Source organism: Pseudomonas sp. AC016, assembly GCF_979253365.1.
The window spans coordinates 5,077,743-5,096,974 of record NZ_CEEDCC010000001.1 but is presented as its reverse complement, the minus strand read 5'-3'; the positions used below and the strand labels follow the sequence as shown (position 1 = coordinate 5,096,974).

The 19,232-nt window shown below is 60.7% G+C and carries 14 protein-coding genes; 5 read left to right on the top strand and 9 right to left on the bottom strand.

What is annotated here, in order from left to right:
• Positions 1-14: 14 nt before the first annotated feature.
• The 3 genes from AC0IXS_RS23050 to AC0IXS_RS23040 are packed head-to-tail and all read left to right on the top strand — an operon-like array spanning position 15 to position 5,499.
• Positions 15-1,259: an exonuclease SbcCD subunit D C-terminal domain-containing protein gene (locus AC0IXS_RS23050; RefSeq protein WP_004883858.1), complete on the top strand. Its 1,245-nt coding sequence runs from the start codon at positions 15-17 to the stop codon at positions 1,257-1,259.
• Positions 1,256-4,903: an AAA family ATPase gene (locus AC0IXS_RS23045; protein ID WP_471825767.1), complete on the top strand. Its 3,648-nt coding sequence runs from the start codon at positions 1,256-1,258 to the stop codon at positions 4,901-4,903. Before AC0IXS_RS23050 ends, AC0IXS_RS23045 begins: the two co-directional genes overlap by 4 nt.
• Positions 4,900-5,499, top strand: a complete 600-nt coding sequence (locus tag AC0IXS_RS23040) for a glutathione S-transferase (RefSeq protein WP_137202402.1) — start codon at positions 4,900-4,902, stop codon at positions 5,497-5,499. The genes AC0IXS_RS23045 and AC0IXS_RS23040 overlap by 4 nt, the downstream gene beginning before the upstream one ends.
• Positions 5,500-5,745: 246 nt before the next feature.
• Here the strand turns inward: AC0IXS_RS23040 and AC0IXS_RS23035 are convergent, their stop codons facing one another.
• The 6 genes from AC0IXS_RS23035 to AC0IXS_RS23010 all read right to left on the bottom strand — a co-directional run bounded on the left by AC0IXS_RS23035 (position 5,746) and on the right by AC0IXS_RS23010 (position 11,034).
• A complete protein-coding gene (locus tag AC0IXS_RS23035; RefSeq protein WP_004883855.1) occupies positions 5,746-5,928 on the bottom strand; it encodes a hypothetical protein in 183 nt (60 codons plus the stop codon).
• Between the two features lie 187 nt (positions 5,929-6,115).
• Positions 6,116-7,288 carry a lactonase family protein gene (locus AC0IXS_RS23030; RefSeq protein ID WP_471825764.1) on the bottom strand — a complete coding sequence of 391 codons (1,173 nt, stop codon included), beginning with the start codon at positions 7,286-7,288 and terminating at the stop codon, positions 6,116-6,118.
• A 107-nt stretch (positions 7,289-7,395) separates the two neighbouring features.
• Positions 7,396-7,938 carry a hypothetical protein gene (locus AC0IXS_RS23025; protein ID WP_057408012.1) on the bottom strand — a complete coding sequence of 181 codons (543 nt, stop codon included), beginning with the start codon at positions 7,936-7,938 and terminating at the stop codon, positions 7,396-7,398.
• A 112-nt stretch (positions 7,939-8,050) separates the two neighbouring features.
• On the bottom strand, positions 8,051-8,335 hold the full coding sequence (locus tag AC0IXS_RS23020; protein ID WP_032651582.1) for a DUF5629 family protein: 285 nt from the start codon (positions 8,333-8,335) through the stop codon (positions 8,051-8,053).
• A gap of 359 nt (positions 8,336-8,694) precedes the next feature.
• On the bottom strand, positions 8,695-9,687 hold the full coding sequence (gene araD1, locus AC0IXS_RS23015) for an AraD1 family protein (protein ID WP_057411004.1): 993 nt from the start codon (positions 9,685-9,687) through the stop codon (positions 8,695-8,697).
• 33 nt (positions 9,688-9,720) lie between these two features.
• Positions 9,721-11,034, bottom strand: a complete 1,314-nt coding sequence (locus AC0IXS_RS23010) for an MFS transporter (protein WP_025994362.1) — start codon at positions 11,032-11,034, stop codon at positions 9,721-9,723.
• Between the two features lie 215 nt (positions 11,035-11,249).
• On the opposite strand from AC0IXS_RS23010, the gene AC0IXS_RS23005 reads away from it, so the two are divergent.
• Both AC0IXS_RS23005 and AC0IXS_RS23000 read left to right on the top strand, forming a co-directional pair.
• Complete coding sequence (locus AC0IXS_RS23005; protein ID WP_471825760.1) at positions 11,250-12,992, top strand: IlvD/Edd family dehydratase; 1,743 nt, start codon at positions 11,250-11,252, stop codon at positions 12,990-12,992.
• A 120-nt stretch (positions 12,993-13,112) separates the two neighbouring features.
• Positions 13,113-13,826, top strand: a complete 714-nt coding sequence (locus tag AC0IXS_RS23000) for a FadR/GntR family transcriptional regulator (protein ID WP_004884509.1) — start codon at positions 13,113-13,115, stop codon at positions 13,824-13,826.
• A 560-nt stretch (positions 13,827-14,386) separates the two neighbouring features.
• Here the strand turns inward: AC0IXS_RS23000 and AC0IXS_RS22995 are convergent.
• The 3 genes from AC0IXS_RS22995 to AC0IXS_RS22985 form a co-directional block, all read right to left on the bottom strand.
• Positions 14,387-16,777 carry an efflux RND transporter permease subunit gene (locus AC0IXS_RS22995; RefSeq protein ID WP_137202400.1) on the bottom strand — a complete coding sequence of 797 codons (2,391 nt, stop codon included), beginning with the start codon at positions 16,775-16,777 and terminating at the stop codon, positions 14,387-14,389.
• A gap of 27 nt (positions 16,778-16,804) precedes the next feature.
• Positions 16,805-17,851, bottom strand: coding sequence for a WD40/YVTN/BNR-like repeat-containing protein (locus AC0IXS_RS22990; RefSeq protein ID WP_191955054.1), 1,047 nt, complete (start codon positions 17,849-17,851; stop codon positions 16,805-16,807).
• Positions 17,852-18,065: 214 nt separating this feature from the next.
• Positions 18,066-19,223, bottom strand: coding sequence for a glutathionylspermidine synthase family protein (locus AC0IXS_RS22985; protein ID WP_137202399.1), 1,158 nt, complete (start codon positions 19,221-19,223; stop codon positions 18,066-18,068).
• Positions 19,224-19,232: the final 9 nt, after the last annotated feature.

Here is a 19,232-nt window from a genome sequence, read left to right as displayed (position 1 = left end):
GACAAGGTAATTCAATGCGTCTGTTTCACACCTCCGACTGGCATCTGGGTCAGAACCTTCACGGTCAGGAGCGCGATTTCGAACACGCCTGCTTTCTGACCTGGCTGCTGGCCCGTCTGGCCGAGCGCCAGCCTGATGTGCTGTTGATCGCGGGCGACATCTTCGACACCGTCAACCCGCCGGTCAAAGCCCAGGAGCGGCTGTACGACTTCATCGTCAATGCCCACGAACAGAACCCGCTGCTGACCATCGTCATGATCGCCGGAAACCACGACTCAGGTTCGCGCATCGAACTGCCCGCGCCGCTGATGCGTCGTCTGCGCACCCACGCGCTCGGCCGTGTGCTGTGGCTGGATGAAGGCGTGCTGGACGCCGAGCGGCTGCTGCTGCCACTGCCCGACGCCGAAGGTCAGGTCCGAGCGTGGTGCCTGGCGCTGCCGTTCCTGCGCCCCGCCGAAGTCACCGGCCCGACGCTGGGCGACGATTACCTGAAAGGTATCGCACGGGTTCACGAGCGCCTGATCGAAGCCGCCAACCTCAAACGCCAGCCAGGTCAGGCGCTGATCGCCGTGAGTCATGCGCACATGGCCGGTGGTTCGGTGTCCGAAGACTCCGAGCGCAGCCTGATCATCGGCAACGCCGAAGCCCTGCCCGCCAGCCTGTTCGGGCCGAGCATCACCTACGTCGCCCTCGGCCATCTGCACAAGCCGCAACGGGTCAACGGTGAAGAACGCATTCGCTACAGCGGCTCACCGATCCCATTGTCATTCTCGGAAATCGGCTATCAGCACCAGATTCTGGAAATCAACTGCGACGGTGAAACCCTGACCAGCGTCGACACCTGCCTGATTCCACGCGCCGTCAACCTGCAACGCCTGGGCCCTGCACCGCTGGCCGAACTGCTGGTGCAGCTCAAGGAACTGCCCAACGTCGATCTGCTGGCCGACCCGGATCGACAGCCGTGGCTGGAGGTGCGCGTGCGCCTCGACGAGCCGCAGCCGGACCTGCGCAACCAGATCGAAACCGCCCTGCAGGGCAAGGCCGTGCGACTGGTGCGCATCGGTGCCGAATACGCAGGCAAGGGCAGCGCCGACGGCAGTGATGACGATGCCGCGCTGATCGAACTGGATCAGCTCAGCCCGCAGGAACTGTTCAGCCGCGCCTGGCAGGACAACTTCGGCAGCGAGGTCGATGAACAGACCCTGACCGACTTCGCCACGCTGTTGCGTGAAGTGCAGCAGGAGAGCGAACAGCCATGAAGATTCTTGCCATTCGCCTGAAAAATCTGGCCTCGCTGGCCGGACCGTTCGAACTGGACTTCACCGCAGAGCCCTTGGCCAGCGCCGGCCTGTTCGCCATTACCGGCCCGACCGGTGCAGGCAAGAGCACGCTGCTCGATGCGTTGTGCCTGGCGCTGTTCGGGGCCATTCCGCGCCTGAGCAACATCGGCCAGTCGAAGGTTCCCGACATCGACGGCGACATTACCACCAGCGATCCACGCACCCTGCTGCGCCGTGGAACCGGCAGCGGTTACGCCGAAGTGGACTTCATCGGCATCGACCAGCGCCGCTATCGGGCGCGCTGGGAAACCAATCGCGCGCGGGACAACGCCGCGAAGAAACTTCAGGCCAGCCGCCAGACCCTGACCGATCTGGACAGCGAGCAGATTCTCAGCAATCAGAGCAAACGCGAATTCGAGCAACTGATCGAAAGCCGTCTGGGTCTCAATTTCGAACAGTTCACCCGTGCCGTGATGCTTGCCCAGAGCGAGTTCAGCGCCTTTCTCAAGGCCGACGACAAGGAACGCAGCGAACTGCTGGAGAAGCTGACCAACACGGCGATCTACAGCCAGCTCGGCCGACGCGCTTACAGCAAGAGCAAGGAAGCCGAAGAAGCCCTCAAGGCCCTGACGGCTCAGGCCAGTCATATCAGCCCGTTGGATCCCGAGCAGCTTGCCGAGCTCGAGCAGCGCATGAGCGATGCCCAGCAACAGCTCAAGCTCCATCAGGCTCAACAGCGCCAGCTGGAACTGCAGCAGCAATGGCTGACCGAGCTGCATCGGCTGCGCGACGAACAACTCGCCGCTCAGGAGAGCCTGACCGCCGCGCAGCAGGTGTGGGACGACCAGAGCAGCCAGCGTCAGACACTGGGACAGCTTGAACGCCTCGGTCCGCAACGGCACCGCTTCGCACGCCGGATCACCCTGAACGCTCAGCTCGCGCCACTGGCCGAGCAGATTCGCCAGCACCAGGAGCGGCAGATCGCGCTGCAAACCGATCAGCAGCAGTTGCACGATCAACGCAGCCAGGCGCAGCTTCGGTTACAGGACGCCCAGCAGGCGCACAACACGGCCAAACCACTGTTGCAGCAGGCGTTCGATGCGCAAAGCACGCTGAACCGCCTCGCTCAGGAATTGGCCAAGGCCTCGGAACACCATCAGCAGGCCGAGCACCTCTGCACCCAAGGCCAGACCGGCCTGGACATCCTGCTCGACCAGCAACAGCAGGTTGCCCAGCGTCTTGAGCGCATCGCCGGACAACTGGCGGACAGCAGCGATCTCGCACCGCTGGCCCAAGGCTGGAACGCGTGGCGCGACCGCCTGAAAACCCTGACGCTCACCGCCAATCGCCTCAAGCACGGCAATCGTGAGCTGCCTGCGCTGCAACAGCGCGCCAGCGAGGCCGAGCAACAGCTGACAGAGCAGCGCAACGCGTTGGAATTGCTGTACCGCGAGGCAGATTGCGAAGTCGCTGCCGTCACCGAACAGTTACAGATCCTCGGCAGCCTGTTGCAAGACAACCGCAAACAGCAGCGCGCTTTCGAAGAGCTGACGCGTCTGTGGGCCAGCCAGCAGGACATCGAACACCAATTGCAGGCGCTGACCCGGCAGCAGCAGGAAGCCCAGCAGGAACGCGAGTCACTGGTTACCCAGGGCATCAAGGTCAAGGACGAGCTGGCTGTCGCCGAACAGACCCTTAACGTGACCCGCCAGTTGCTGGAGCGCCAGCGTCTGGCCCGCAGCGCCAGCGTTGAAGAACTGCGCACCCAGTTGCAGGACGACCAGCCCTGCCCGGTCTGCGGCAGTGCCGAGCACCCTTGGCATCAACCGGAAGCCTTGCTGCAAAGCCTGACCCAACACGACGAAGACGAGCAGGCCAGCGCACAAAAGGCCGTCGACACCCTGACCGAGCAGCGCAACCAATTGCGCGAGCAGGTCGGCGGTATCATCGCCCGGCAGAAAGAACTGCTACGCCAGCACGATCAACTGATGCAACGCCATCAGGCACTGGCCCCGGACCTGGAAGCTCACTCGCTTGGCACCCAGTTGCTGGACCGTGACCCTGCCAAACGCGATGCCTGGCTGAGCCAACAGCTCAGCCACTTGAACGAAATCATTCTGCGCGACGAGCAGCGCCAGCAAGCCCTGCTCAACCTGCAGAAAGATGCCGCACGCCTGCAGCAGTCGGTGCAGACCGCGCAGGAAGCCAGTCAGGCCGCTGCCCATCACGTGACCGAACAGCTGCAGCAACTGAGCGCTGATCAGCAGCGTCTGGACGAAGAGCTGGCTGCACTCGCGCCGCTGGTGTCTTCGCAGACTCTGGATGGGCTGCGCAATGATGCCTCGGCCACCGTGATGCAGCTTGAGCAGCAAGTGGTGCAGCGCCTCGATCAACTGGAGCAGCAAGGCGAAGAGCAGCAGGAACAGCGTGAACGCCAGCAGCGCATCGACAGCGAACAGGTCGAGCAGAAGAACCGCCTGCAGCGCGTTACAGAACAGCAGCAGGCCGTGGCCTCCCTCAGCGAACAGCAGCAGGCAAGCCAGCGACGGTTGCAGGACCTGCTGGGCGACCATACCAGCGCCGAGCAGTGGCAGCAGACCCTGGAACACGCCGTCGAGCAGGCCCGTCAGGCCGAAAGCTCGGCTGCCCAATCCTTGCAGGATATCCAGAGCCAGCTGATCCAGCTGGCTGCCGAACTCAAGTCCGGTGAGCAACAGCAGCAGGCCTTGCAGCAGGAACTGACGGAGCTGGACGCCACCCTTACAGACTGGCGCAGTCAGCACGCAGAACTGGATGATGCGGCGCTGGACAATCTCCTCACCTACGATGACGAGCAGGTCGAACAGTTGCGCCAGCAGTCGCAGGCGGCCGAGAAAGCTCTGGAGCAGGCGCGCATCCTGCTCAATGAGCGCGAACAGCGCGTGCAGCAGCATCAGGCGCAACATCCCGACCTGACCGACAGCGAGGCCCTGAATACGGCGCTGTTGCAAGCTCAGGAGCAGACGGCCCTGAGCGAACAGCACTGTGCCGAACTGCGTGCGCAACTGAGCGAAGACCAGCGCCGCCGCAACGCCAACAGTGAATTGCAGACGCGCATCAACGACGCCACCGGCGAATACCAACGCTGGGCACGACTGGCCGCGCTGATCGGCTCGGCCGAAGGCGACAAATTCCGCAAGATCGCCCAGGCCTACAACCTCGATCTGCTGGTGCACCACGCCAACGCGCAACTGAAACAACTGGTGCGCCGCTACCGCCTCAAACGCGGCGGCAGCATGCTCGGCCTGCTGGTGCTGGACACCGAGATGGGCGACGAAACCCGTTCGGTGCATTCGCTGTCGGGCGGGGAAACCTTTCTGGTATCGCTGGCCCTGGCGCTGGGCCTGGCATCGATGGCGTCCAGCACCTTGCGCATCGAATCGCTGTTCATCGACGAGGGCTTCGGCAGCCTCGACCCGGAGTCGCTGCAACTGGCCATGGATGCACTGGACGGCCTGCAGGCGCAGGGTCGCAAAGTGGGCGTCATTTCCCACGTTCAGGAAATGCACGAACGCATCCCGGTGCAGATCAAGGTCCGTCGTCAGGGCAACGGGCTGAGCACCATCGAAGTCGGCAGCTCATGACGCCGGTGCTTTACTCGTTCCGCCGCTGCCCATACGCCATGCGCGCCCGCATGGCGCTGCGTTACGCGGGCTGCGAGGTGGATATCCATGAAGTCAGCCTCAAGGCCAAGCCGCTGGAAATGCTCGAACGCTCGCCCAAGGGCACAGTACCGGTGCTGATTCTGGAAGACCGTGTTCTGGAACAGAGTCTGGACATCATGCACTGGGCGCTGGCGCAGAACGATCCGGATGACTGGCTGCTGGCGCAGGCTCCTGCGGGACAACGGCAGATCGCCGACCTGATCGAAGAGAACGATCAGGTTTTCAAGCTGAATCTGGACCGCTACAAGTACGCCGTACGCTACCCGGAGCATCCACCTGAGCATTACCGAGCGCTGGCGGAAGTCTTTCTGCACAAGCTGGAAGATCGACTGCAATCGGGGGCTTATCTGCTGGGTGAACGCCAGACACTGGCTGACATCGCCCTCGCGCCGTTCATTCGCCAGTTCTGCTTTGTCGATCCGGACTGGTTTGCGCAAAGTCCCTACCCTGCCTTGCGCAACTGGCTGCAGCGCTTTCTGGACTCCGATCTGTTTGAAGCGGTAATGCGCAAATAGACCAATTGCCCATGACTGTCTTTTTCCGGCACAAAAAAATCCCCGTTACGGATGAGGTAACGGGGTCAAGGGGATTCAACGCTTTCGCGAGCAGGCTCACGTAACAGTCCATGCCTTGTCTGCCACGCAATGGGCAGTGGTCGCGTGGACCTGTGTGGGCGAACATGCTCGCGAAAGCATTGCCGTTCACGAATCCATTCCCCGGTATCGAAACCTTCGTTAACGGGGAATGGATTCACGTACGTTTCATTGCGCGGACTTGTGATCCAGAGCGGCGTAGAAGTTGGCGCTTTGTTGCAGATACTTGGTTGTGTAGGTCTGTGTCGCGTGGGCTTTCTTGTCGCTGACTTCAACACTGGCGCTGGCAGGAAGTGCCACGGAAGCGGAAATAGCCGATGCAGCAATGATGGAGAAAAGATTGAAGTTCATGTTGGTCACCTCTCTATGTCGGCGCTGCACGCTGCTTCTGTGCTGCTATGAGTTCTGGCCGTCTTGGCCGTGACTCAAACTTACGCCTGAGGGTGATTCAGCAGAAATCTTTTGTAGCACTAACTTATATCATCAGGATTGATAACGGCCTCAGCCCGCGGTTTGCGCGGGCTGAAGCGTTTGTATCCTATTTGTCGCTCAGAAAATGCACATAAGAAGGTGCATCCACATCAAGTTTCTGCACCGTTTCGCCGATCATGCCGGTTTGCGGATCACGACGTACGGTCACGATCTGGTTACTCTTCTGATTGGCAAACAGCATGAACCTGCCGCTGGGGTCGAAGCTGAACTCACGAGGCTCCTTGCCTTCAACGGTGCGACGCTGGATTTCCTCAAGTTTCCCGCTGGCAGGGTCGATGCGGAACACCACCACCTGGTTGGCCTCGCCACGGTTGGTCACGTACAGGAACTTGCCATCGGGTGAGGCGTGCAAGGCGCCGCCGCCGTTCTTCTGGTCAACGCCCTTGTTTTTCATGTCCAGTATCTGGGTTTGCTTGAAGCCGCCGTCCAGGTAGTCGAACACCACCACCTGAGCCGACATTTCCAGTACCAGCCAGGCATGTTTACCGTTGCTGCTGAAGAGCACATGACGCGGACCACTGCCCGCAGGCAACTGCACGGTCGGCACCTTGGCAGGTTGCAGCGGTTTGGCCTGATCGGCGTTGTAGCGGTAGACGAACAGCTTGTCGGCACCCAGGTCGGCCGTTACCACGTAATTGCCATCCGGAGTCGGCACTGCGAGGTGAACATGGGACGAGGCCTGCCGTTCCGGATTGACCTTGCTGCCAGGGCCCAGAGGCAGGACCTGAACGGCATCACTCAACTGGCCATTCTTGCCGACCGGCATCACGGACAACGCGCCACCCGGATCAGGGTTCACCGCGTAGTTCGCCACGAACAGGTAGCGGCCGTCCTTGCTCAGGCTCGAGTGAGTCGGCTCCTCGCCCTTGGTTTCGACCTGATTGATCGGCGTCACGTTGAAAGTCTTGGGTTCGATGGAGAAACTGCTGACCTTGCCCACCGTGTCGGTCTGGCCAGGGCCGTTCTCGTTGACGACGAACAGGTAACGCTGGTCTTTGGAAACCGTCAGCCAGGACGAGTTCTCGGTCTTGATCACTTGAAGCGGCTTGGGGCTGATCATGCCGGTCTTGCTGTCGAAGCCAAAACGGTAGATCCCCTCGCTTGTTCCCTGGGTATAGGAACCCAGCAGCAATTCGGAATCGGTCATGGTTTGAGCCTGCAGGGTGAAAGCGCTCATGGCACTGGCCATCGCCAGCCAAGGCAGAATTTTGTGGGGCATGGGGGCATCCCTTTTGTTGAAGTTATGACGCCTGTCACGCGGCAATCAGCTCTATGACACTGACAACGGGGTGTAGTTTTGCAGGGCCTGCAATGGATCTGCGCCGACTAGCCTTCCGGCTGCCGGAAACGGGCTTGTGTCTCGGCAAATGACACCCACGGCAGCTCCATGCCCGGAACCAGCGTAGCCACGATGTCCTGCGTATGGTGAGTGAAGTACTTGAGCTGACCAATGGGGTCGAGCGTGATGCCCGCCAGGATCAAAGCGATGATGAGGCTACTGACAGACACGCGCTGACGGGAAGGTTTGAGCGCCTGACGTGCAACCGGCAGTACCAGCACCAGCCCGACCAGGAACCACACGAACAGGCGTGGCATCAGGCGTTGACGGTCCAGGCCAACCTCCCAGAGCGCCCATACCGTGCTCAGCAACAGCATCAGCGTGAACAGCCAGACAGCGAAGCGCAGCCCGATCACCAGCAGAATACCGATGGCCGAGAAACCGAACCCGCAAAGCATGTAGTAGAAGGAACCGCCCAGGCCCGACAGCCTGAAGCCGCCAATGACCATGATCACGCCCAGCCCCAGCAGCAGGACGCCCAGAAACGTCGGCAACAGACGTGCACGACTCAACGCACCTTGAGTAGACATTGGATCTCCCTATCTTTTTGGTTTCGGCCCAGTCCATTGGGCCGACACTGGCGAAGCCAGTGTGTACAGCGTCGAATCTAGCGGCTAACCGGTGAAGCGCACTTGATCTGGATCAAGCTTCGTCGGCGTCGTCTTCATCGCTAGGCGTGAAGGCATCAAGGCAGACAATGCGGTGGTCGGCGTTGCCATCGTTGACGACCCAGCTTTGCAGCGACTCGTCGAAGACCGCTGCCTTGACCTGATCCAGCGTGAAACGCCATACCTTGCGCTCGCGTCCGTCCATGCACTCGATGTTCAGCTCTTCACCCAGGGAAAATTCCCAGGCGTGAAGACCGTCGATTTCCAGCATGGAAGAGGTTTCAAGGGCGGCGAGCAAGGTGTCTGGGGTAGTCGTCATGAGGGTATCCGGGCTGCAAAAGCGCGAATGATAGGGCAATAGCGCGATGACTTGCCATGATCTTCGCGAACTCTGCAACGGCCACAAGCGGACGCGGAGCGTCCTGAGAGGCATTCCCACGCAGGAGCGTAGGAACGATCAGCGTGATCTCAAGCACGCCGATCATGCCCATGCTTGCGCTCAGCGTTATACCCGAGTCTTGCCGCCTCCCACGGGGTATGCATTCAGTCGTTTTGCCCCCCCGTTTTGCGCGTCTTGCGGACTTGTGTATAACGATGAGTGCTCTGCGTGGGTATGCAGCCCGTGACGCTCTGCGTCACCTTGAGGAGATGGCGCAGAACTTCATGGGTGCCCTTATCTCACAGCTTGCCAATACCGCCCGGCTGGAACACCGCTTCGCTCGGTGCCAGACCGTTGACCAGCGGCTTGCCGAATTCAGCCTGGCTGACTTCGAACTTATCCCCCGGCTGGGTCCGGATGCCGTCGGCGAAGGACAGCGTCGCGGTGCCGAAGAAGTGTACGTGCACGTCGCCAGGACGCAGGAACTGGGCGTATTTGAAGTGATGGTACTCAAGGTTTTCCAGGCTATGGCACATGTTGGCCTCGCCGCTGAGGAACTCTTTTTCCCACAGCACCTTACCGTCACGCCAGACCTTGCTGGTGCCCGACAGGTTCTGCGGCAGCTCACCCACGCGCAGTTCCGGCCCGAACGAGCAGGCGCGCAGCTTGGAATGGGCCAGGTACAGGTAATTGCGGCGCTCCATGATGTGGTCGGAGTATTCATTGCCGATTGCGTAGCCCAGCCGGTAAGGCTTGTGGTCGTGGCCGATCACGTACAGACCGCTCAACTCCGGCTCTTCCCCGCCATCTTCAGCGAACGGCGGCAGCGAGAACGACTCGCCCGGACGCACGACAATGCTGCCATCGCCCTTGTAGAACCATTCCGGCTGCACACCGACCTGCCCGGCTTGCGGTTTGCCACCTTCCACGCCCCACTTGAAGATGCGCATGGTGTCGGTCATGGCTGACTCGTCACCCGACTGCTGGTGCATCCTGTCCCGCGCAGAAGCGCTGCCCAGGTGCGTCAGCCCCGTACCACTGACCAGCAAGTGCGCCGGATCCGGGTGATCCAGTGGCGGCAGAATGCGTAGTTCTTCCAGCAGTTGCGCGTAATCATGCGCCTCGCCAACACCGCGCTGCTCGACCTGCTGCGCAAGCCCTGAACCTGCCTTGATCGCCGCCAATGCCAGTTCGCGCACGCTCTCTACGCCCTGCACTTCACGCACCTGATCGCCGTCCACCAGACCAACCCGACGCTCACAGTTGTTCAATTCAAATTGCACCAACCGCATGGAAATCTCCTTTCAGACAGTGAAAAGCCGGACCTAGCGCGCCTTGGCGCTGGCGGCAAACTCGGAGGCTGGCAGCACATGTTTGCGCTCCAGCACGTGATAAACGATGCCGGTCAGCACCAGGCCGAAGACCATGACGCCGGACAGGAAGTACAGACCTGACGCCAGACTGCCGGTCACCTCTTTCAGGGCGCCGATCACGAACGGTCCAATATAGCCGCCCAGATTGCCGACCGAGTTGATCAACGCAATACCGGCTGCCGCACTGGCACCGGCGAAGAAACGACCCGGCAGGGTCCAGAACACGGCCGTGCAGGAAAACAGCGCGAACGCCACGACACACAACGCTGCCAGCTGCGCGACCGGCAACGTCAGCCAGGCACTGCAGAACAGACCGATGGCGCCCAGCACATACAACACCGCCAGATGGCCGTAACGGTCGTTGAGGCGGTCGGAACTGCGCGGCACGATCAGCAGGCCGATGATCCCGAAAACGTAAGGCACCGAAGACACGAAACCGGTGGTCAGATCACTGCCGCCGAACTGCTTGATCAGCGTCGGCAGCCACAGGCCAAGTCCATAGATGCTCAAGGTCACGGGCAGGTAGAACAGCGCCAGCAACAACACGCGCTTGTCCTTGAGCGCATGCAGCGGATTGCCATGGCGGGTCTGGCCGTACTCCTCCAGATCTTTCTTTAGCTCGCCGGTCAGCCAGTCCTTCTCGTCCTGACTCATCCAGTTGACCTGCTGCGGACCGTCAGGCAACCAGCGCAACACCGGCCAGGTCAGCAGGATCGCAGGGGTACCGATAACAATGAACAGCCACTGCCAGCCATGCAGGCCCAAAACGCCATCCATGCCCAGCAGACCGCCGGACACGGGACCGGTGATCATCATGGCGATGGGTTGCGAGAGGATGAACAGGCCCAGGATCTTGCCGCGATGGCGAACCGGGAACCACTGGGTGATGTAGTACAGCACACCAGGAAAGAAGCCCGCCTCGGCCGCGCCCAACAGAAAGCGCATCACGTAGAAGCTGTGCGGCCCCTGAACGAAGGCCATACCAATGGTGATGGCGCCCCAGGTGATCATGATCCGGGCGAACCAGCGGCGTGCACCAAAGCGTTCGAGCATCAGGTTGCTGGGGATTTCCAGCAGGAAGTAACCGATGAAAAACAGCCCGGCACCCAGCCCGTAGGCAGCGTCGCCGATACCAATGTCGGCACCCATGTGCAGCTTGGCAAAGCCCACGGCAGAGCGGTCCACGTAGGCGATCAGGTAAAGCAGGATCAGAAAGGGAATCAGTTTGAACGTAATGCGACGTATAAGCCGCAGTTCCTGGCTCATGAAGGCGGTCTCCCATTGTTTTTGTTATGGAACCTGCGGGGATCGCCTCAGTACCTGGGTGCCGATATGCAGCAACACCGAGGCAAGGGTCGTCCCTCAACTGAAAACGACTATATAGTAATACTATTTAAACTGACAACTCTTCCAATCGGCGTTTTTTAGGCTTACCTTAGCCAGCAGCATCGACATTAAGTCTTACAATAAGAGAGCCGATCATGTCTGACTCCGATAAAAAACCGACCCTTCGCTCTGCCCAGTGGTTTGGCACTGCCGACAAGAACGGCTTCATGTACCGCAGCTGGATGAAGAATCAGGGCATCGCCGACCATCAGTTTCAAGGCAAGCCGATCATCGGCATTTGCAACACCTGGTCCGAGCTGACGCCTTGCAACGCCCATTTCCGTCAGATTGCCGAACACGTCAAACGCGGCGTGATCGAGGCCGGTGGCTGGCCGGTTGAATTCCCGGTGTTTTCCAACGGTGAGTCCAACCTGCGCCCTACCGCGATGTTCACCCGCAACCTGGCCAGTATGGATGTCGAGGAAGCGATTCGCGGCAACCCGATCGATGGCGTTGTGCTGCTGACCGGCTGTGACAAGACAACCCCGGCCCTGCTGATGGGCGCGGCCAGTTGCGACATTCCGGCCATCGTCGTGACCGGCGGCCCGATGCTCAACGGCAAGCATGAAGGCAAGGACATCGGCGCTGGCACCATCGTCTGGCAGATGCACGAATCCTATAAAGCCGGCACGATCAGCCTGGATGAATTCCTGTCCGCCGAAGCCGGCATGTCCCGCTCGGCAGGCACCTGCAACACCATGGGCACCGCATCCACCATGGCCTGCATGGCCGAGGCGCTGGGCACCTCGCTGCCACACAACGCAGCGATTCCGGCAGTGGACTCACGACGCTACGTGCTCGCGCACATGTCCGGCATGCGCGCTGTAGACATGGTTCGTGAAGACCTGCGTCTGTCGAAGATCCTGACCAAGGCCGCGTTCGAGAACGCAATTCGGGTCAACGCCGCCATCGGTGGTTCGACCAACGCCGTGATCCATCTGAAAGCCATCGCCGGACGCATCGGTGTCGATCTGGAGCTGGATGACTGGACACGCGTCGGTCGCGGCATGCCAACCATCGTCGACCTGCAACCGTCCGGGCGCTTCCTGATGGAAGAGTTCTACTACGCGGGTGGCCTGCCCGCCGTGCTGCGACGCATGAACGAAGCCGGTCTGCTGCCCAACCCTGACGCACTGACCGTCAATGGCAAAAGCATTGCCGAGAACACCTGCAACTCGCCGATCCATGGCGAAGATCAGGTGATCCGCGCGCTGGACAACCCGATCCGCGCCGACGGCGGCATCTGCGTGCTGCGTGGCAACCTCGCCCCGCTGGGCGCCGTGCTCAAGCCTTCCGCTGCGACACCTGCGCTGATGCAGCATCGCGGTCGCGCCGTGGTGTTCGAAAATTTCGAGATGTACAAGGCCCGCATCAACGATCCGGATCTGGACATCGATGCAACCTCCGTCATGGTGCTCAAGAATTGCGGACCCAAGGGTTATCCGGGCATGGCAGAGGTCGGCAACATGGGGCTTCCGGCCAAGCTGCTGGCTCAGGGCGTAACCGATATGGTGCGGATTTCCGATGCCCGCATGAGCGGCACGGCCTACGGCACCGTGGTCCTGCATGTCGCGCCGGAAGCGGCGGCAGGCGGACCGCTGGCGGTAGTCAAGGAAGGCGACTGGATCGAACTGGACTGCGCCAGCGGCCGTCTGCACCTGGACATTCCCGAAGCGGAACTGGCGGCGCGTCTGGCCGACTGGCAGGCTCCGCCTCAATTGCTGCTGGGCGGCTATCGCCAGCTGTATATCGATCACGTCATGCAAGCGGATCAGGGCTGCGATTTCGACTTCCTGATCGGCAGCCGCGGCTCTGAAGTGCCGAGGCATTCTCACTAGTCGCTGACTGCCATCAGCTCCCTGTCCTGAGCAGCGGCTGCCCTCCCACGGGCGGCCGCCTTGGGCGATGCGCAGTGTTATGATGCGCGGCACTCACCGCCAGGATCGACGCACGTTCCCATGGACTACCGAAAGCCTTCAGACCGTAAAAGCATGCACGCGCGCATTGTCCAGGAACTGGGCATGCAGATCGTATCCGGTCGTTTCAAACCTGACGAAAAACTGCCTCCCGAGGCGCTGCTCTGCGAAGAGTACGCTGTCAGCCGTCCGGTGCTGCGTGAAGCCACACGGGTATTGGTGGCCAAGGGCCTGGTCTACTCGAGGCCGCGCGTCGGCACGGTGGTCAAGGAACGGCGCGAATGGCACCTGCTGGATCCGGATGTATTGCACTGGGTGATGCAGAGCTCGCCGCAGAATGAATTCTTCAACCTGCTGACCAGCGTGCGCGCAGTGATCGAACCCGCTGTTGCGGCGCTGGCGGCGCAGCATGCGACGGATGAGGAAATCGAGTCGATTCATGAGGCGTACCAGCGCATGGAAGCAGCCCCGACGCCGGAAGACCTGCTGCAACCTGACCTGGATTTTCACAGCCGTATCGCCGACGCGACCCACAATGATCTGTTGGCTCACTTGTGCAACATGTTGTCACTGGCATTGCGCGAAGCGCTGAAGTATTCCAACAAACGGCCCAACCTGCACGAACTGGCCATGCCGCGTCACAAGGCAATCCTCACCGCCATCCAGAACCGCGACGCCCTCGCCGCCCGCCATGCTTCGCTGGTGCAACTGGACGATGCGCGCAATGCGCTGACGGTGGTACTGGGCGGGGTTTGATTGCCAAGAAGCAAAAGGGTGATTTGAGCCATGCGCTCGGCTCCCTGATTCGACAGTCTGAGCCATTTGTGACGCGGAGCGTCACGGGCGGCATACCCACGCAGAGCATGGGCACGATCAGTGTGGAGTCGCGTGATGATCGTTCCTCACGCTCCGCGTGGGAATGCCTCCCAGGACGCTCCGCGTCCGCTTTCGAATGTGGCGCAGATGTGTGCCCAAGCTCCAGCGTTATCCACGTCATGCGCTCGGCTCCCTGATTCGACAGTCTGTGCCATTTGTGACGCGGAGCGTCACGGGCGGCATACCCACGCAGAGCATGGGCACGATCAGTGTGGAGTCGCGTGATGATCGTTCCTCACGCTCCGCGTGGGAATGCCTCCCAGGACGCTCCGCGTCCGCTCTTGAATGTGGCGCAGATGCGCGCCCAAGTTCCAGCGTTACCCACGTCATGCGCTCGGCTCACTGAGTCCGCAGTCTGTGCCATTTGTGACGCGGAGCGTCACGGGCGGCATGCCCATACTGAGCGCGTTACGTGGACGCGCTCATGAGCCACTGCCCTATCAATGCGAAAACAGTGAATTCCCCACCTTGCCCGCCATTTTCTCCGGTTTGATCAGGAACCGCGCCAGCGCTGGCAGCAGCCACAATGCGCCGAACATGTTCCAAAGCAGCATGAAGGTCAGCATCAGGCCCATGTCGGCCTGGAACTTGATCGCCGAGAAGATCCAGGTGCACACGCCAATCGCCAGGCAAAGCCCCGTGAACAGCACCGCCTTGCCCGTGGACTTGAGGGTTTCGTAATAGGCCTCCTGCAACGGCAGTCCGGCGCGCAGGAAACTCTCCAGACGGCTGTAGATGTAGATACCGTAATCGACACCGATCCCCACGCCCAGTGCCACCACCGGCAAGGTCGCGACTTTCACGCCGATGCCCATGAACGCCATCAGCGCGTTGCCCAGCACCGAGGTCAGGACCAGCGGCAGCACGATGCACAGCGTCGCCGCCCAAGAGCGGAAGGTGATCATGCACATGGCGGCCACGCAGATGTAGACCAGAATCAGGATGGTCAGCTCGGACTTCTTGATCACCTCGTTGGTCGCTGCTTCGATACCGGCGTTACCCGCAGCCAGCATGAACTGCATGTCCGGGCGGTCGTTTTCTTTGGCAAAGTCCTGCACCGCATGTACAGCACGGTCGAGGGTTTCAGCCTTGTGGTCGTTGAGGAACACCAGCAGGGGTGCCAGCGAACAGGTGTTGTTGTACAGGCCATCGGCACGGGCGATGGAGTTGTTGAGCACGTCCTTGTTACGCGACAGGGTTTCCCATTTCAGGTTGCCCTCGTTCATGCCCTTGATGACCTGCTTGGAAACCGTCACCAGCGAGATGGCCGATTGCACGCCCTGAGTGTTCTCCATCTTCCAGGCCAGTTCGTTGATCGCCGACATCGTCGGATAGGCCGAGCAGCCTTCTGGAGGCGTCTTGACCATCACCACCAGCACGTCCGAACTGGTGGAGTAATGACTGATGATGAACGCGTTGTCCTTGTTGTAGCGTGAATCGGGACGCAGCTCCGGCGCGCCCTGATCCAGGTCGCCGATCTTGAGGTTCTGGCTGTACCAGAGGCCGCCACCGAAGGCGAGCAGCGCCAGCACAATGGAAACCGGCGCAACCTTTGCGCTGGCAAAGTTGGACAGCAGCCGCCAGAACGGATGCTCGGACACCGCATCCTGCTTGCTGCGATTGATCGCCCGCTTGCTGATGCCTGCGTAGGAAATCGCCACCGGCAGCAGGATCAGGTTGGTGAACACGATCACCGCGACACCGATGGACGCCCCGATGGCCAGCTCGCGAATCACGCCGATATCAATGATCAGCAGCGTGATGAAGCCCACGGCGTCGGCCAGAATCGCGATCATGCCCGGCAGGAACAACTGACGGAAGGTACGCTTTGCCGCCATCAATGCGTTTTCGGCGTCGCTGGATTGCAAGGCGATACCGTTGATCTTCTGCACGCCATGGGAAATGCCGATGGCAAAGATCAGGAACGGCACCAGCATCGAATACGGGTCGATACCGAACCCCACGACATGCATCAGACCCAGTTGCCAGATCACCGCAATCAGCGTGGTGATCAGCACGGCGATGGTGCTGCGGAGGCAGCGGGTGAACCAGATCAGCAGCACCAGCGTGATCAGAAAGGCGATGCCGAAGAACATCACCACCATGAACAGGCCGTCGATCAGATCACCGACCTTCTTGGCGAAACCGACGATGTGAATCTTGATGTTGGGGTTCTGGGCTTCGTACTTGTCGCGAATTTTCTCTTCGAGCTGGTGCGAGAACTGCTGATAGTCCAGCGCCAGCAACTTGCCCTGATCAGCAGGGTCCGGATAGGACTCCTGCAACGGCACGTCGATGATGCTGGATTTGAAGTCGTTGGCCACCAATCGTCCGACCTGCCCGGACTTGAGTATGTTGTTGCGCAACAGATCCAGACTCTCATCCGAACCGTTGTAACTCTGCGGAATCACTTCGCCACCGGCAAAGCCCTCCTCCGTCACTTCGGTCCAGCGTACGCTCGGGCTCCACAGCGATTTCAGGCCGGAACGGTCGACGCCGGGGATGTAGAACACCTCGTCGCTGATCTGGCGCAGCGTCTCCATGTACTGTTTGGAAAAGATGTCGCCATCCCTGGCCTCCACCGAGATGCGCACGGTGTTACCCAGGTTCGCCAGATCGTTGCGGTGTTCCATCATGTTCTGGATGAACGGATGGGACAGCGGGATCATCTTCTCGAAGCTGGTGGACGGGCGAACCTGGGTGGCCTGCCAGAACAGAAAAATACTGGCCAGCAGGCACAGAATGATCACGGCTGGGCGGTTGTTGAAAATCAGGCGCTCGAGAAAGGTCTCTTTTCCGCCGGAATGCTGGGTGTGTTGAAGATTGGTCATGCCTGAATGTCCCCGCCCTGAAAGGTCTTATTGTTGGGTCGTCTCGGCGCCCGTTGGCGAGGCGATGCGAACGCCTCCTTGACCTACCAGAATCAGATTGCCTTGAAGATTGGAGGTCACACCCGCCAGCGAGATCCGGTCGGGGCGGTTGAAGACCTGAAACGTTTCGCCGTCATCGCTGCTGCGCATCACACTGCCGCCATTGCCGACCAGCACCAGCGAGCCATCAGCCAGCAGCGAAGCACTGGCCAGACCGAACTCCAGCGGGCCGCGTGCGCCCTGCAGCTCAATGGGCTGCCAGGTGTCACCAAAGTCAGTGGAGCGGAACAGGTTGCCGCGCAAACCATAGGCCAGCAGCGTCGAAGGGCTGGCGGTACCGATCACCCCGAACAGCGAGCCCTGATAGGGGCCTTCAAGCTTTTCCCAGGTCTGCCCTTCGTCACCGGAGCGAAACATGCTGCCAGCCTCGCCGACGATGAATAGCCCAGCGTCCTTGACCTGGGTGATGCCGTTGAGGTGGTATTGATCTTCGTTGTCCAGACGATCACTGACATCTTCCCAGTGCTGTCCGCCGTCAGTGGTGGTCAGCAAGGCACCGTAGGCCCCTACGGCCAGACCGTTCTGCAGGTCCTTGAACCAGACATCCAGCAACGGCGCCTCGCGTGCCAGGTCTTCGAACTGTTTGTTCCAGCTCTTGCCGCCATCGCTGCTGGCGAGGATCTGTGCGTCGTGTCCCACCGCCCAGCCGTGCTGTTCGTCGACAAAATAGACGGCGGTCAGCAACTGGCGAGTCGGCACGCGGGCCTGGACCCAGCTCTTGCCCTGATCATCGGAATAAAGAATATGACCGTGATCCCCGACGGCGACCAGTCGAGCCCCTGCGTGGGCGACGTCAAGCAGCAGGCCGCGGGCGGCTTTCGCTGATTCAATGGCATAAATGCCGGTCGTGCTGGTGGTCCCGGCTGGCGCCGGATCGGTCGCAGCCATGAGCGGTGCAGACACCGTGCAGGCCATCAGGATTGCCAGGGACATGCCCGCGCGTAACCGGGTGCGCCGATAGACAGGCTCACTCATGGACGTTCCCCTCTTATTGTTATTAGGCTCTGACACCGGCCCGTTCGCACGGGTCAAACGCTCGCGAGCGCTCTGGCCGTACCTTTTCCAAGCCTCGCCATCCTAGGCAGTTTTGCAAATGGCTGACAATCGACATGTCGTTATCTTTTGTTAAGCGCATTGACTGTGATTGATGCGCTATCAGCCAGCCTGATACAGAACGTGTCGGTCGCAGTCAGTCGATGACGACGTGAGGCAGGAAACGGCTGGAGTCCTTGGTGATCAGGCTGTCGTCTTCCCGGATGCCAATACCCGAGGCCAGATCACCGATCACCCAGGAACCGATCAGCGTATAGCTGTCGTCGAATCGCGGCAGTGGCGAGTACGCCTGCATGATGTAGGGCGCATCGGTATACGGCCCATCGACGGCAATGACCTGATCACCCGGTGTGCGCATCTCGATGTTGGCGCCTTCGCGGGAGAAGTACGGCTTGCGTACCCAGCCTCTGGGCACAGCCTGCCGGGGATCAAGATCCACGTGAGACTCCAGCAGGTTGGGATGGCCTTCGTTGAATTGCCACAGCAGCGGCAGAATGCCTTTGTTGCTGAGAATGGCCTTCCAGGCCGGCTCGACGAACTGCGTGCCGCTGGCCGCGACATACTCGCCGAACGACTCGTGAAAGATGTGCTCCCAGGCATGCAGCTTGAACAGACGTTCGATGGGCTGTGCGTCCAGGTCGACAAAGCGTCCGTCGGCGGTCAGACCGATGTCTTCGATGTCGATGTGTCGGGCGTCGATGCCGACATGAGCCGCCATCCGCCGCAGGAAATCAGTGGTGCCGCGATCCTCGACTGAACCCGACATCGCCGAAAAATGAAACGGTCCCTGACGGGGAAACTCGGCGAACGCTCGCACAAGGTCTTCGGCAATGGAGTTGAACTGAGTGGCATGAGCAGGCAGAACACCGCGCGCCATCTGCTCCTCCAGCCATAGCAGTTGCACCGCTCCGGCCTCCATCAGGCTGGTCGGGGTATCGGCATTGATCTCGTACATCTTTGCCGGACCGCTGCCATCGTAGGCGAAGTCAAAACGTGCGTAGAGGTGCGGGTGACCCTGCTTCCATGAGGTGCGGATCAGGTGGAAGAACGCTTCCGGAATGGCGAGCTGGCGCAGCAGCTCTTCGCTGTCCACGATCCGTCCCACGGCATCCATGCACATCTGATGCAGTTCCTGGGTCGGCGCTTCCAGATCGCGGGTGATCTGCTGTTCGGTGAACAGGTAATACCCGCGTTCATCCCAGTAGCGTTCGCCGTCGATGGTGTGGAAGTTGAACCCCTCACGCTCGACGGTGGCTTGCCAGTCGGGTCGTTCTTCGATGCTGATCTTTTTCATGGGCCGGAT

Coding starts and splice junctions, on each gene's coding strand:
- AC0IXS_RS23000 (WP_004884509.1), top strand. CDS start 13,113: ATGGACTACCGAAAGCCTTCAGACCGTAAAAGCATGCACGCGCGCATT.
- AC0IXS_RS22985 (WP_137202399.1), bottom strand. CDS start 19,223: ATGAAAAAGATCAGCATCGAAGAACGACCCGACTGGCAAGCCACCGTC.
- AC0IXS_RS23030 (WP_471825764.1), bottom strand. CDS start 7,288: ATGCCCCACAAAATTCTGCCTTGGCTGGCGATGGCCAGTGCCATGAGC.
- AC0IXS_RS23010 (WP_025994362.1), bottom strand. CDS start 11,034: ATGAGCCAGGAACTGCGGCTTATACGTCGCATTACGTTCAAACTGATT.
- AC0IXS_RS22995 (WP_137202400.1), bottom strand. CDS start 16,777: ATGACCAATCTTCAACACACCCAGCATTCCGGCGGAAAAGAGACCTTT.
- AC0IXS_RS22990 (WP_191955054.1), bottom strand. CDS start 17,851: ATGAGTGAGCCTGTCTATCGGCGCACCCGGTTACGCGCGGGCATGTCC.
- AC0IXS_RS23050 (WP_004883858.1), top strand. CDS start 15: ATGCGTCTGTTTCACACCTCCGACTGGCATCTGGGTCAGAACCTTCAC.
- AC0IXS_RS23025 (WP_057408012.1), bottom strand. CDS start 7,938: ATGTCTACTCAAGGTGCGTTGAGTCGTGCACGTCTGTTGCCGACGTTT.
- AC0IXS_RS23005 (WP_471825760.1), top strand. CDS start 11,250: ATGTCTGACTCCGATAAAAAACCGACCCTTCGCTCTGCCCAGTGGTTT.
- AC0IXS_RS23045 (WP_471825767.1), top strand. CDS start 1,256: ATGAAGATTCTTGCCATTCGCCTGAAAAATCTGGCCTCGCTGGCCGGA.
- araD1 (WP_057411004.1), bottom strand. CDS start 9,687: ATGCGGTTGGTGCAATTTGAATTGAACAACTGTGAGCGTCGGGTTGGT.
- AC0IXS_RS23020 (WP_032651582.1), bottom strand. CDS start 8,335: ATGACGACTACCCCAGACACCTTGCTCGCCGCCCTTGAAACCTCTTCC.
- AC0IXS_RS23040 (WP_137202402.1), top strand. CDS start 4,900: ATGACGCCGGTGCTTTACTCGTTCCGCCGCTGCCCATACGCCATGCGC.
- AC0IXS_RS23035 (WP_004883855.1), bottom strand. CDS start 5,928: ATGAACTTCAATCTTTTCTCCATCATTGCTGCATCGGCTATTTCCGCT.